Origin of the sequence: Mesorhizobium sp. M4A.F.Ca.ET.090.04.2.1, from assembly GCF_003999085.1 — a bacterium.
GTDB lineage: Bacteria > Pseudomonadota > Alphaproteobacteria > Rhizobiales > Rhizobiaceae > Mesorhizobium.
The window spans coordinates 1-12,892 of sequence record NZ_RZOT01000105.1 but is presented as its reverse complement, the minus strand read 5'-3'; the positions used below and the strand labels follow the sequence as shown (position 1 = coordinate 12,892).

The following is a 12,892-nucleotide window of genomic DNA, read 5'->3' as shown; positions in this document are numbered from 1 at the left end:
TTGCGCCACTGCGTGAAGGCGAACAGGCCTATGGTCAACGGTCCCGCCGCGAACCGCTCGACCGGCCCCTTCGCGGCCGTGCCGATCGTGCGGATGCCAAGCCGCTCCATCGCCCGAACGGTCTCCTCGAAACCCGTAACGCCCTGGTCGAGCATATGGTTGTTGGCCAACGACAGGACGAGTTTTTCGCGCGCAATGCCGACCGCCGCCAGGGCGTCGGCAAGAAAACGCTCCGTCATCGCATGATGCGTGCCGAGCCTTGTGCCCACGACCGCGCGCGGCCGCTCGACGACGGGGCTTTCGCAATTGCCGACCACCATGTCGGCGGAAGCGAGCAGTGCAGCGATGGCCGGATCGCACTCCGGTGCCCTGCGATTGGCGACAGCCGAGATGTCGCCGATGAAGGCCAGCCTCACCTTCCGCGCCGGCGGCTCGATCAGGGTCGCGGCCTGTGGCGCAAAACCCCGCGCATCGCCGCCAAGCGATGGCCGCAGGAAACGGGGCAGCCAGGACAATTTGTAGGTGAGCGGATAGTTCGACACGCAATGCCCATTCGTTTGCCCTGTGTAAACCGTCTGCCCGGCAGGAGGAAGCAGCAGGCGCAGCGCCGCAAATCCGTGTATTGTCGCCGGACCGGACGGAAGGATCCACCATGAAGCGATTGTCGGGCCTTGCCGCATCAGCCCTGTTTTTGCTCCTGCCGCTTGTCTCTCCTGGCGCCGCTGCCCCGGATCCCGCAGCCCTGTTCGAGGCCAGAACCGTCGCCGACCGCGACAGCGCGCTGGCCGCGCTGGAGACAGCCGCGCCCGGCGATCCAGCATCGGCCTACGCGGCCGGCGCCGGCGAATTCTTCACCGCCCTGGAGATCCTGGGCGGCGGCCTGCATCGCCACGGTTTCGAAAGCCCGCAATCCTTCATGCTGCCCTTGATGCGGCTGCCGGTGCCGGACAATCCCAATCCCGAGCCGCTCACCTACGAGGAGTTCAGGGCCATACTGGTCGCCTTCCGCGACCGGCTGCAGAAATCCGCCGCCATGCTGGGTTCCGTGCCGGCCGAAGCCGATATCGGCATGGCCATCGACCTCACCCGTCTCGGCATCGATCTCAACGAGGACGGCAACATCGCCCCGGACGAGAGCGCCGCCGCGATCATGGCCGCGCTGTCGCGCGGCGGCGCGCCGGACGGGCCGGCGCCGGCGCTGACCTTCCGCTTCGACCACGCCGACGGTTACTGGCTGCAAGGCTATGCCGAGTTCCTGATGGCGCAGGCCGACTTCTGGCTGGCGCATGATTTCAAGACCATGTTCGACGGCTCGTTCCACATGCTGTTCCCGCGCGCCAAACTGCCGCTGCAGGACGTGCTCGTGCCGCCGGACGGCGGCATGAGCGGCTCGATCTTCGCTTCCGAATGGCGCTTCGCCGACTTCATCTCGCTGGTGCATCTGGTCAACTGGCCGGTGGTCGAGCCGGAACGCCGACAGGCCGCGCGCCGCCATCTGCTGGAGATGATCCGGCTGTCGCGCGAGGACTGGAAGGCGATCCGCGCCGAGACCGACAACGACCGCGAATGGCTGCCCGGTCCAAAGCAGATGGGCCCGAACCCGCTCACCGGCCTCGAAGTCGGCGAGGAACAGGTCACGGCCTGGCTCGCCACGCTCGATATGGCCGAGGACCTGCTCGAGGGCCGCGTGCTGCTGCCGCATTTCCGCATCACCGGCAAGGGCATCAACATGAAGCGCTTCTTCGACGAGCCGAAGACGTTCGATCTGGTGCTGTCGATCACCGGCCCGGCGATTGCGCCCTATTTCGAGAGCGGCAGAATCCTGACCAGCGACGACTTCGACCAGATCCAGCGCGAGTTCGGCGGCGCCGGATTCCTGACCTTCGCGCTATGGTTCAATTGAGGGCGGCCCGCCATCGCTCCTGACAGCCTTCTGTCAGCAGCATCGGTGGCGGGTGCGTGCCCAGTCACTCCGCTCTTTCCATTTCGGGCGAGTCCTCCCATATTCGGGCCATGGCCAAACACCCCGACAAGAAGACGCCGCCACCGGCGCTGGACGACCGTGGCGCGCCGAAGCGGCGCCCGCTGACCGAATTCCTCGACGCCGCCGAGTCGCTCGAGCCCGGCGGCTTTGCCGAAGCGCCGCAGGCCGACTTTACTGGCACGCCGCTGACCGGCTCGATTTCCGATTGGGCCGGGCAGATCGAGCGCGAGGCGGAAAAGCAGCCGAAGGCGAAAGCACCCAAGAAGATCCCTGAACGCTCGTCCGCGCCCGGGCGCACGGCGCGCGGCACCTCGATGGGCGGCGCGGCGTCGGCCAAGGAGCGTACGGCCGCGGGGCTCAACCCGGTCGCCGGCCTAGACATCAGCCTGGAGGATGCCGAGTCGATTTCGTCCGGCGGCGTCACCGCCACGGTGGCCGCGCTATCGGCGCTGATCGAGTCCGGCAATCCGCTGCACAAGGACGGCGTGCTGTGGACGCCGCACCGCCCTACCCGGCCGGAAAAGTCGGAAGGCGGCATCGCCATCAAGATGGTGTCGGATTTCGAGCCGGCCGGCGACCAGCCGACGGCCATCAAGGACCTCGTCGAAGGCGTCGACCAGAACGACCGCACCCAGGTGCTGCTCGGCGTTACCGGTTCGGGCAAGACCTTCACCATGGCCAAGGTGATCGAGGAGACGCAGCGCCCTGCCCTGATCCTGGCGCCCAACAAGACGTTGGCCGCCCAGCTCTACGCCGAGTTCAAGAAGTTCTTCCCCGAAAACGCCGTCGAGTATTTCGTCTCCTACTACGACTACTACCAGCCCGAGGCCTATGTGCCCCGGACCGACACCTATATCGAGAAGGAATCCTCGATCAACGAGCAGATCGACCGCATGCGCCACTCGGCGACGCGCTCGCTCTTGGAACGCGACGACGTCATCATCGTCGCTTCGGTCTCCTGTATCTACGGTATCGGCTCGGTCGAGACCTACACGGCGATGACCTTCCAGATGCAGATCGGCGACCGGCTCGACCAGCGCGCCTTGCTCGCCGATCTCGTCGCCCAGCAGTACAAGCGCCAGGACATCAACTTCGTCCGCGGCTCTTTTCGCGTGCGCGGTGACACCATCGAGATCTTCCCGGCTCACTTGGAAGATCGCGCCTGGCGCATCTCCATGTTCGGCGACGAGATCGAGCAGATCACCGAATTCGACCCGCTCACCGGCCAGAAGACCGGCGAGCTGAAAAGCGTCAAGATCTACGCCAACTCGCACTATGTGACGCCGCGCCCGACCTTGAATCAGGCCATCAAGTCGATCAAGGAAGAGCTCAAGCATCGCCTGCAAGAGCTTGAAAAGGCTGGCCGTCTGCTGGAGGCGCAGCGCCTGGAACAGCGCACCCGCTTCGACCTGGAGATGCTGGAGGCGACCGGCTCCTGCGCCGGCATAGAGAACTATTCGCGCTATCTGACCGGCCGCCAGCCGGGCGATCCACCGCCGACGCTGTTCGAATATGTGCCCGACAATGCGCTGATCTTCATCGACGAAAGCCACGTCACCGTGCCGCAGATCGGCGGCATGTATCGCGGCGACTTCCGCCGCAAGGCGACGCTGGCGGAGTACGGCTTCCGCCTGCCGTCCTGCATGGATAACCGACCGCTGCGCTTCGAGGAATGGGACGCCATGCGTCCCCTTTCCGTCGCCGTTTCGGCAACGCCCGGCGGCTGGGAGCTCGAGCAATCCGGCGGCGTCTTCGCCGAGCAGGTCATCCGACCGACCGGCCTGATCGACCCGCCGGTCGAGGTGCGCCCGGCCAAGAGTCAGGTCGACGACGTCGTCGGCGAGATCCGCGAGACGACCAAGGCCGGCTACCGCACGCTGGTCACCGTGCTCACCAAGCGCATGGCAGAGGACTTGACCGAATATCTGCACGAGAACGGCATTCGCGTCCGCTACATGCATTCCGACATCGACACGCTGGAGCGCATCGAGATCCTGCGCGACCTGCGCCTCGGGGCCTTCGACGTGCTGGTTGGCATCAACCTTCTGCGCGAGGGTCTCGACATTCCCGAATGCGGCTTCGTCGCCATCCTCGATGCCGACAAGGAAGGGTTCCTCCGTTCGGAAACCTCGCTGATCCAGACCATCGGCCGCGCCGCCCGCAACGTCGACGGCAAGGTCATCCTCTACGCCGACCAGATCACCGGCTCGATGGAGCGGGCGATGGCCGAGACCAACCGTCGCCGCGAGAAGCAGATGGAGTGGAACGCGGCCAACGGCATCACGCCGGAATCGGTCAAGTCGCGCATCGCCGACATCCTCGACTCCGTCTACGAGAAGGACCACGTCCGCGCTGACATCTCGCAGTTCACCGACGATGCCGGTGCGATGATGGGCAACAACCTGAAAACCCATCTCGAGGCGCTCGACAAGCAGATGCGCGACGCCGCCGCCAATCTCGATTTCGAGAAGGCCGCTCGCGTCCGCGACGAGATCAAGCGGCTGCGCGAGATGGAGCTTGCCATCTCCGACGATCCTCTGGCGCGCGAGGTGGAAAGCCAGAGCCCGGCCTCGGGCCGCGAAAAGGGCAAGCACAACAAGGGCGTGGCGAAACATCGTACCGCGGAGGAACAGGAACGTTTCCGCAGGCTCGACGAAACACGTGCCGCCGAAGAGGCGGCCAAGGCTGCCCGCCCCAACATGTTCCGCAAGCCGCATCTCGACGAGATGGGCGCCGACGGCGCCGTACCGGTGAAGAAGCCGCTCTTCGCCAAGCCGTCGATCGACGACATGGGTCCCGGCACCGACATGCCGACACCGGCCGGCGCGGTGTCTCGCTCGCTGTTCAAGAAGCAGTCGGCGCAGGAAGCGCATGGCTCCGATTTCGGCATCCCCGGCGAGCCCACCAAACCTCTGTTCAAGAAGAACTCGCTCGACGAGATGACAGTGCGGCGGACCGAAAAGCCCGTCGAAGGAAAAGTGCCGGCGAAACCAAAGCCAATCTCCCCCCATGTGGAGGAGATGTCCGGCAGGACAGAGGGGGGCGCGAAGGAACGCGACGATTCCCCTAAACCAATCGTTCGCCAGCGCGCCGGCATCGGCTCCTACGAAGATCCGGGCGACGAGCGCCGCCAGAATCGGAGACCGAGCAAGACTGGGCGGCCGGGACGGTAGGCCGAGTGGCATGGCATCAGCGCCGCCCCTAACCCGTCTGGCGGCGGCTCTCCTCGCAAACGGGGAGAGGCCGCATCGATTTATGTTGTCGACTTCACGCTAACCAGCCCGACATTGACGCGCGTGCTTGAAGCATTGGATCCCGATGTCGTCGGCAACGCAGCTAGACAACACTTGGAAGGGAGGGAAATTCCGACCGAAAGCGTTGCCAATACACCAATCTGTTTTCCCCTTCGGTAAGTTTGCCCAGTACTTCGCCAATTGCGACTTTCGTATTTTTTCCTCTTTAAGACAATTGCGAAGGTTCTCCGATTTCACATCTCGATTTTTCAAATAGCAGTAATAGTCACTTTTGAGGGCTGAAAAGGCGGCATCCACAGTTGGCTCGCCGGGGCTGCAAAATACGCGACCGTCGAGGCAGGCCTTCCCCAAGGCGGAGGCCACAAAAGAGCTAACTGTACCATATGTTTGAAATTGCACCACTGTTATATACTTCTTCAATAGATCGCTTTCGCGTCGTTCAACGAGGTGCCAATAGGGTTGAATTGTGGCTCTCATTGTTTTTTCAAACACGAGGCACTTGTCCTTCTCCACCTGCTGCTCCGTCTTGTCGAGCATTTTCGACACTAAGGCCGTGCAAGCCTTCCGTGTCCAAATCTGGAAAAGGCAACTGCTCCGCAGCGTTGGCGAATTGCGAAGTCAGCAAAGTTGTCGCAAGAAAAAGGATTCGCACCATGCCCACCTGTATGCCCTCCGTAGATCGCACCCAGCTTGGAGTGAGGAAGCAATAGTGTCAAAAGGGAAAATATCCAAGAAGCGATATCCCTGGAGGTTGCTAGCGCAACGCGTCTGACCCATTGGTGCGGATCAAGTCCATCACAGTTCTCCTTTCATTGCGGTTGTGCGCCAAGGCAAGGATATCGTGCAAAAGGCACTCCCTTGCTACCATCCCCACCTTGGTGTAATCGCTCCACGTCACTCAAACGTCTCGAAAGGAGGGCTGCGTGTTTATCGATCACCATCGTCAGCGTGGCCCGATTTCTGCCCTGCGAGCTTGCTTGCAGGGCTGACCAGGACGGTCCGGGAACTTCCCGCTTCGATTTTTGGTCTGCCCTTCGTGGTGCCGCTGAGCTTGGCCTGATGGCCGGTCCGCGCACCGTCAAAGTGCATCAGCCGGACACCGGCAAGACCAGAGAAATCGACATGGCCCTGATCAGCCTCAAATCGCTCGGCGTCACCATGAGTGCGCCGCTCTTCTCCAACCTCGACCTCAGCATCGGCGCGGGCGACCGGCTCGGCATCGTCGCCGCCAACGGCCGCGGCAAATCCACTTTGCTCAAATGCCTGACCGGCGAAATGGAGGCCACCTCCGGCGACATCACCCGCACGCGCGGCCTGCGTGTCGGCCATGTCGAGCAATCCGTCCCCGACACGCTTCTCGACCGCAGCTTCCATCAGGTGGTGGCCGATGCCTTGTCGCCCGAGCAGGCCGATAGCGAGTTGTGGCGGGTAGACATCGTTCTTGATTCCCTCGACGTGCCGGAAGAGATGCGCGGCCGGCCGATGCGCGCGCTCAGCGGCGGCTGGCAAAGGCTGGCGCTGATCGCCCGCGTCTGGGTCACCGATCCGGACGTGCTTCTGCTCGACGAGCCGACCAACCATCTCGACCTGGCGAAAATCGGCCAGCTGGAAAACTGGCTCATCGGACTGCCGCGCGAGGTGCCGGTGGTGATTGCCAGCCACGACCGCGCCTTCCTCGATGCCACCACCAACCGCACGCTGTTCCTGCGCCCGGAGCAGTCGCGGGTGTTCCCGCTGCCCTATTCGCGGGCGCGCGAGGCGCTCGATGAGGTCGATGCCTCGACGGCGCGCAAGTTCGAGCGCGACATGAAGGTCGCCCAGCAACTCCGCCGCCAGGCGGCCAAGCTCAACAACATCGGCATCAATTCGGGCAGCGACCTGCTAACCGTCAAGACCAAGCAGCTCAACCAGCGGGCGGAGAAGCTGGAAGACGCGGCCCAGCCGGCGCATCGCGAGCGCTCGGCGGGCGCGCTCAGGCTCGCCAACAGCGGCACGCACGCCAAGGTCTTGATCACGCTCGACGACGTGGCCGTGGAAACGCCCGACGGCACGCTGCTGTTCCGGACCGGCAAGCGCCACATCTGCCAGGGCGACCGCATCGTGCTGCTCGGCCGCAACGGCGTCGGCAAGTCGCGCTTCGTCACCCTGCTCCGCAACGCCGTCACCGAGCCGGAAAGCGCGCGCAACGTGAAGGTGACGCCGTCGACGGTACTCGGCTACAGCGACCAGGCTCTGTCGGGCATGAGCGGCGACGACACGCCGCTGGCGATGGTGACGCGCAGATTCGACATCGGCGAGCAGCGCGCCCGCTCGCTGCTCGCCGGCGCCGGCGTCGCAATTGACATGCAGGCGCGCCGGATCGGGCTCTTGTCGGGCGGGCAGAAGGCGCGGCTGGTGATGCTGGCGCTCAGGCTTGCCAATCCCAATTTCTACCTGCTCGACGAGCCTACCAACCACCTCGACATCGATGGCCAAGAAGCCTTGGAAACGGAACTGCTAGCGCATCAGGCGAGCTGCGTTCTCGCCTCGCACGACCGCGCCTTCATCCGCGCCGTCGGCAACCGCTTCTGGCCGATCGAGAAGCGGCGGCTGACCGAGGTCGACGACCCCGAGGATTTTTTCCGAGCGGCCGCCGAAACGGGCGGTTGAGGTAGCTCGACAAAAAAGTCCCGACGACCTGTCGGATCGCCGGGATGCGCCACGTCCTTGGGATGCCGACACGATAATGCCGGCATCAACCAGGGAGAATTCATCATGTCGGTCCTGTCATCCATCGGTCGCATCGCAACCCGGTACGCGGCGGCGCGCGCCCGCTACCGCAGCGAGCGTATCTTGCTTTCGCTGCCTGCCGAACTGCGCAAGGACATCGGCGTTCCGGAAATCTTCGACGTGCAGAACAGCCGTCGCGCCCGCGCGGCAACCTGCTCGGCCAGGGTGATTTGACGGGCGACCAGCCCGGCGCGGTTTCGGCGGTTCTAAAAAAATCCGAGACCCGTGTAGGATCGCGGCCGCCTCGTTCGTCCTGTGGTTCGCAAGGTCAGACCAAAACGCAAAGAGGAGCAAGCTATGACCGACCAGACCCCCGTTCAGCCGGCAGCGAAAGTGCTCGGCGGATTGACCCCCTATCTGCAGCTCGACGGCGCCTTCAAGGCTGCCGAATTCTACAAGAAGGCTTTTGGCGCCGAGCAGGTGTTCTTCTATCCGCCGGATGAGCAGGGCCGCACCATGCACATCCATCTCCACATCAACGGCTCGACGCTGATGATCTCCGACTTCTATCCCGAGCACGGCATGTCGCCCGTGAAGCCGCAGGGCTACACGATGCAGCTCCATCTCGGCAGCGACGACATCGAGGCCTGGTGGAAGCGCGCCGTCGACGCCGGCTGCGAGGTCGTCATGCCGCTGCAGGTGATGTTCTGGGGCGACCAGTGGGGCAACATGCGCGATCCGTTCGGTGTCGAATGGGCGATGAACGCGCCTGTCAAGAAGGCATAGGAGAAGCACGATGTCCTATGTCGATGGTTTCGTTCTCGCCGTCCCCAAGGCAAATCTCGACGCCTACAAGAAGATGGCTGGGCAAGCAGGCGCCATCTGGATGGAGTACGGCGCGCTTTCCTATGTCGAATGCATCGGCGACGACGTGCCCTATGGCGAGCTCACCTCGTTCCCGCGCGCCGTGCAGGCCAAGGATGACGAGGTCGTCGTCTTTGCATGGGTTGTCTACGAGTCGCGAAAACGGCGCGACGAAGTGATGGCGAAGATAATGGTCGACGAGCGGCTGAAGGCCGATTGGCCGACAATGCCGTTCGACGGCAAGCGCATGATCTTTGGCGGCTTCCAGACGTTCATCGAGCTTTGAGCCATCGCTTCGTCATACTATGGCGGAGCAAGGAGCGAAGCGACGCGGCGCAGACCATAGTATCCATGCCGTGACCTAAAGGCGCTGCAACGGTGCAGAATTCTGCTCCGCTGCATCCTTCGATCGAGGTCACGGAATGGATCCTAGGGTCTTCGCGACGGAGCTGTGCTCCTGCTTCGCCCTAGGATGACGAAGCTGAGATGCTTCGGCCGGTGACCAGCACGCTACGCCAGCCTGTCCAGCAGCGGCTTCAGCCTGTCCCCATAACGCTTCCACAGGTCGACCGAGCCCTGATACATCGGCTGGCGCACCTGCGCGGCCGAGGCCGTGCGCACCGGACGGTCAGTCTCGTGGAAGGACAGCACCTTGTCGTCCCAGGGCAGGCCGAGATGCGCCATCAGTGCCCGCGTCTGCCCTTCCTGGTCGGCAACGAAATCTTCATAGCGCACATCGTGCACGACGCCGGGCAGCACGTTGCGCCAATGCGCCATGATGTCAGTGTAGAGATTGTGGAAGTCGGCGAGCTCGCCGAGATCATAGCCGTAGCGGTGGCTGTCGCCGCGGAAATGCACCTTGTAGATCGACAGGCAGGTCGCCGCCGCGTCGCGCGCGCAATGGATGATCTTCGCATGCGGCAGCATCAGATGGATGAAGCCGACCAGCAGGAAGTTGCCGGGCATCTTGTCGGTGACATGCCTGAAGCCCGAATAGCGGGCATGCAGCATGTCGAGATAGGCCTCGCCGGCCTCGGCAAAGGCCTTGTCGGGCATGTCGGCGATGCCTTGCGGAAAGCCGCCCTTCATGGTGAGCGGGAACTGCTTGCCGACCGCTGTCTTCAGGATGCTGAGCTCGCCCGCGCCATAGACCTGCGGATGGCTGGCGATGATCTGCTCGACCAGCGTGGTGCCGGAACGCGGCATGCCAACGACGAAGATCGGCGTGTCGTCGGCGATCGAACTTGGCTTGTGCTTTTCGAAGAACGCCTTGTCGAAGGTCGCCTTCATCGCCTCGAATTCGTCGCGCGTCCTCGCCGGGTCGTACTCGATGCCAGTGCGGCGGATGGCGTTGCCCTCGGCGAAATAGTCGAAGGCGCGGGGATAGTCCTTGAGGTCGTCATTGGCCTTGCCGAGGCCGAAGGAGAGCTGCATGCGCGCCAGGCTTCCCTGCGGCGCCTTGGCGTGCTGCGCCTCCATGCCGGCGAGTTCGGCGTCGCGCTCGGTCTGCCGCTTGACCTGGGTCAGCAGCAGCCAGGCCCTTGCCATGGCGGGATCGATCGCCAGCGCCTGCCGGGCAAGGCTGGAGGCCTCATCCAGCTTGCCCTTCTCCATCATCCCGACGCCCAGCCCGTATAGCAAGTCGGCGTCCTTCGGCCGGATCGTCAGCGCCTCGCGGAACACCGCGATCGCCTCGTCCAGCCGTCCCGCCTCCTGCAGCGTCTCGGCAAGGCCGATGCGGGCGCGCACATGAAACGGGTTGCGCCCGATAGTGCCGCGATAGATGTCTTCGGCGCCCTCGAACTGGCCGAGTTGCTTCAGTGCCGAGCCGAGATTGTCGCGCGCCGCCAACTGGTCCGGCCGCAACGTCACCGCCTTGCGGAAATAATCGACGGCGGCCGCGACGCGGCCGAGGTCGCGCAGCACGGTGCCGAGATTGTTGAGGAAATCGGGATTACCGGGCTGCAGACGCACCGACTGCTCGATCAGCGCCAGCCCGTCGGCGCTGCGTCCGGTCTGGTGCAGCAACAGTCCCAGGAAATGCGCGGCGGCGGCATGGTTCGCCTTCTGCGCCAGCACCTGCCGGTACAGGATCTCCGCCTCTTGCCGGCGGCCGGCCTGATGCAGTTGCAGCGCCTGCTGCACGCGCTGATCGAGCCCCAGCGTCTGCCCGCCAGGGCCGGAAACCGCGCCTCGTCTTGGATCTCTGGTGATGGGAAACCTGCCGTGTTTGTCCGCTTGCCGGACCTAAGCCATGCGGCCGGCAGTTTCAAGACGCATCGGCTTCGCCGGTCACTGATGAAATTGCCCATCTCCTTGGCAAAGGGAGTCAGGCAGGACCTCGCCGCCCGGGACGGCGGGGTTCTATGTTCTCAGCACGGACCGTCGTCGATGATGCGATAGTCCGCCGCGCGGGCCTCGCAGGCATTCGGGAAAGTGCGCAGTTGCCCGCCTCGACGGGCACAGACCGGAGCGTATTCGCGGGTGCAGAATGTCGGCTCGTCGCCACCGCCGCCGTCGCGGCATGGGCCATCGCGCACGATGCGGTATCCGGCCCGATCGGCAAGGCAGGCATTGGCGAAGGTCTGGCGGTCGCCGCCGCGGCGGGCGCAGACCGGCTCATACTCCCTGGTGCAGAATTGCGGCTCCGGCCTTGGCGGCCGCGGGCGCGGTCCCGGTCCTTCGTCCACCACCACCGTGCATGCCGCAAGCAGTGCCGACAGGAACAGGAGAGCAAAGCCCTGTCGCGAGAAAAGCGTCGTAAGGAATTTCATCAATGCCTCCCGGCGCACGACCCCGAAGATCACGCGCAAAATCATAGTGCAATGGACCCGCTCCCGCGCAAAACACGCTTGCCGATCCTCGCCATTCCTCTGACAAATGCAACCCCCGTTTGCGGACGACATGGCGCTGCCGCTGGCGCCATTCGGCTGTCCGCGAGGGGCCGCTGGCCCATGCGTGGCCCGGCTCTGGCCGATGACCGGGCATGGCGCCGGGTCTATCGAAGTGCTGCGTCGGCGCGCTCATCGGGCCCACCCGCGGCGCTGTCTTGCAACCATCACGTTTCCGTGCGATAAATTCCGTGTTCGGGCATTTGCGACCCGGAGAGCGGAACGTTTTGGACGACCTTTCCCCGATAATGTGAATCTCTGACGGCCCCGTTTTTCGGCGGGGGGTTTGACCATGCGCCAATGCATGACTGCCGAAGCAACCACCGGGACATGCCCAAGGCGCCAGCGGCGGGCAAACCATATTAAGACTGACACGGGTGAGAGGAGTTTCCCCCAATGGCCCAGACCGGCACCGTAAAGTTCTTCAACGCCACCAAAGGCTTCGGCTTCATCACGCCTGACGGCGGCGCCAAGGATGTGTTCGTCCACATCTCGGCGATCGAGGCTTCGGGCCTGCGCACGCTGGTCGATGGCCAGAAGGTCACCTTCGACGTCGAGCCCGACCGCATGGGCAAGGGTCCGAAGGCGGTCAATCTCCGCGCCGCCTGATCGATTGGCCTAAGCATCGGCCTGCGCGGAGGAGCGACGGGCGCTGCAAAGGTCGTGAACCGGCTTCCGAGCCGTAGCTGAATTCTCCTAGGCGCGACGGGCCACCGTCGCGCCTTTTCCATGCCTGACGCAAGACATCCGAAGGGTGCCGCGCATTTGAGCTAACAGCCTGCATCAAAACAATAATTCAAATCGCGGCGCGCAAAGCGCGGCGGACGCAACACGCTCTCGAAATGCCTGCCATGCGGCGCAAAAACTTTCTCTTGCCGATAGCGCTAAAATAAAGGACAAATTTCCACTCGGGCATTTGCCGGCCCGAGACTGACTTTATGGGATCAAAGGAGCTTCCCATGCCGCAGACCGGCACCGTCAAGTTCTTCAATCATGCCAAAGGCTTCGGCTTCATCACGCCGGACGATGGCGCGAAGGATGTCTTCGTCCATATTTCGGCCGTGCAGGCGTCGGGTCTTCCCGGTCTTGAGGATGGGCAGAAAGTGACATTCGACACCGAGCCGGACAAGCGCGGCAAGGGTCCGAAGGCCGTCAACCTGTCGATCGGCTAAGCCGGTTCAGGACAGACC

The 12,892-nt window shown here is 63.8% G+C and carries 12 protein-coding genes; 8 read left to right on the top strand and 4 right to left on the bottom strand.

The window, feature by feature from the left end; all coding sequences use genetic code 11:
- The coding region (locus tag EN781_RS10285) for a CapA family protein (RefSeq protein ID WP_189347462.1) at positions 1-542 on the bottom strand (542 nt) is incomplete at its 3' end.
- A 110-nt stretch (positions 543-652) separates the two neighbouring features.
- Here EN781_RS10285 and EN781_RS10280 point away from each other — a divergent pair.
- Together EN781_RS10280 and uvrB are read left to right on the top strand one after the other, a co-directional pair.
- Positions 653-1,903, top strand: coding sequence for a hypothetical protein (locus EN781_RS10280; protein ID WP_126058709.1), 1,251 nt, complete (start codon positions 653-655; stop codon positions 1,901-1,903).
- Positions 1,904-2,013: 110 nt separating this feature from the next.
- Positions 2,014-5,157 carry an excinuclease ABC subunit UvrB gene (gene uvrB, locus EN781_RS10275; RefSeq protein WP_126058708.1) on the top strand — a complete coding sequence of 1,048 codons (3,144 nt, stop codon included), beginning with the start codon at positions 2,014-2,016 and terminating at the stop codon, positions 5,155-5,157.
- A 99-nt stretch (positions 5,158-5,256) separates the two neighbouring features.
- Here the strand turns inward: uvrB and EN781_RS10270 are convergent, their stop codons facing one another.
- Positions 5,257-5,775 (bottom strand): hypothetical protein, encoded by a 519-nt coding sequence (locus EN781_RS10270; RefSeq protein ID WP_126058707.1) that lies wholly within the window; start codon positions 5,773-5,775, stop codon positions 5,257-5,259.
- 585 nt (positions 5,776-6,360) lie between these two features.
- Between EN781_RS10270 and EN781_RS10265 the strand changes: the two genes are divergently transcribed.
- From EN781_RS10265 to EN781_RS10250, 4 genes are all read left to right on the top strand, one after another.
- Entirely contained in the window at positions 6,361-7,887 is a 1,527-nt protein-coding gene (locus EN781_RS10265) for an ABC-F family ATP-binding cassette domain-containing protein (RefSeq protein ID WP_126059385.1), read from the top strand.
- 105 nt (positions 7,888-7,992) lie between these two features.
- Entirely contained in the window at positions 7,993-8,181 is a 189-nt protein-coding gene (locus EN781_RS10260; protein ID WP_126058706.1) for a hypothetical protein, read from the top strand.
- 123 nt (positions 8,182-8,304) lie between these two features.
- Positions 8,305-8,733: a glyoxalase/bleomycin resistance/extradiol dioxygenase family protein gene (locus EN781_RS10255; protein WP_127286563.1), complete on the top strand. Its 429-nt coding sequence runs from the start codon at positions 8,305-8,307 to the stop codon at positions 8,731-8,733.
- Between the two features lie 10 nt (positions 8,734-8,743).
- Positions 8,744-9,097, top strand: coding sequence for a DUF1428 family protein (locus EN781_RS10250; protein WP_126058705.1), 354 nt, complete (start codon positions 8,744-8,746; stop codon positions 9,095-9,097).
- A 224-nt stretch (positions 9,098-9,321) separates the two neighbouring features.
- Here the strand turns inward: EN781_RS10250 and EN781_RS10245 are convergent, their stop codons facing one another.
- Both EN781_RS10245 and EN781_RS10240 read right to left on the bottom strand, forming a co-directional pair.
- Complete coding sequence (locus EN781_RS10245) at positions 9,322-10,956, bottom strand: sulfotransferase (protein ID WP_126058704.1); 1,635 nt, start codon at positions 10,954-10,956, stop codon at positions 9,322-9,324.
- A gap of 227 nt (positions 10,957-11,183) precedes the next feature.
- Positions 11,184-11,585: a Kazal-type serine protease inhibitor gene (locus EN781_RS10240; protein WP_126058703.1), complete on the bottom strand. Its 402-nt coding sequence runs from the start codon at positions 11,583-11,585 to the stop codon at positions 11,184-11,186.
- Positions 11,586-12,098: 513 nt separating this feature from the next.
- Here EN781_RS10240 and EN781_RS10235 point away from each other — a divergent pair.
- Entirely contained in the window at positions 12,099-12,311 is a 213-nt protein-coding gene (locus EN781_RS10235) for a cold-shock protein (RefSeq protein ID WP_006202520.1), read from the top strand.
- A gap of 350 nt (positions 12,312-12,661) precedes the next feature.
- Positions 12,662-12,874 carry a cold-shock protein gene (locus EN781_RS10230; RefSeq protein ID WP_006202521.1) on the top strand — a complete coding sequence of 71 codons (213 nt, stop codon included), beginning with the start codon at positions 12,662-12,664 and terminating at the stop codon, positions 12,872-12,874.
- The last annotated feature ends 18 nt before the right edge of the window (positions 12,875-12,892 follow it).

Bases quoted from the DNA above. Each gene is read 5' to 3' on its own strand.
- EN781_RS10235 (WP_006202520.1), top strand. From the start codon at position 12,099: ATGGCCCAGACCGGCACCGTAAAGTTCTTCAACGCCACCAAAGGCTTC.
- EN781_RS10280 (WP_126058709.1), top strand. From the start codon at position 653: ATGAAGCGATTGTCGGGCCTTGCCGCATCAGCCCTGTTTTTGCTCCTG.
- EN781_RS10230 (WP_006202521.1), top strand. From the start codon at position 12,662: ATGCCGCAGACCGGCACCGTCAAGTTCTTCAATCATGCCAAAGGCTTC.
- EN781_RS10250 (WP_126058705.1), top strand. From the start codon at position 8,744: ATGTCCTATGTCGATGGTTTCGTTCTCGCCGTCCCCAAGGCAAATCTC.
- EN781_RS10265 (WP_126059385.1), top strand. From the start codon at position 6,361: ATGGCCCTGATCAGCCTCAAATCGCTCGGCGTCACCATGAGTGCGCCG.
- EN781_RS10255 (WP_127286563.1), top strand. From the start codon at position 8,305: ATGACCGACCAGACCCCCGTTCAGCCGGCAGCGAAAGTGCTCGGCGGA.
- uvrB (WP_126058708.1), top strand. From the start codon at position 2,014: ATGGCCAAACACCCCGACAAGAAGACGCCGCCACCGGCGCTGGACGAC.
- EN781_RS10260 (WP_126058706.1), top strand. From the start codon at position 7,993: ATGTCGGTCCTGTCATCCATCGGTCGCATCGCAACCCGGTACGCGGCG.
- EN781_RS10270 (WP_126058707.1), bottom strand. From the start codon at position 5,775: ATGCTCGACAAGACGGAGCAGCAGGTGGAGAAGGACAAGTGCCTCGTG.
- EN781_RS10240 (WP_126058703.1), bottom strand. From the start codon at position 11,585: ATGAAATTCCTTACGACGCTTTTCTCGCGACAGGGCTTTGCTCTCCTG.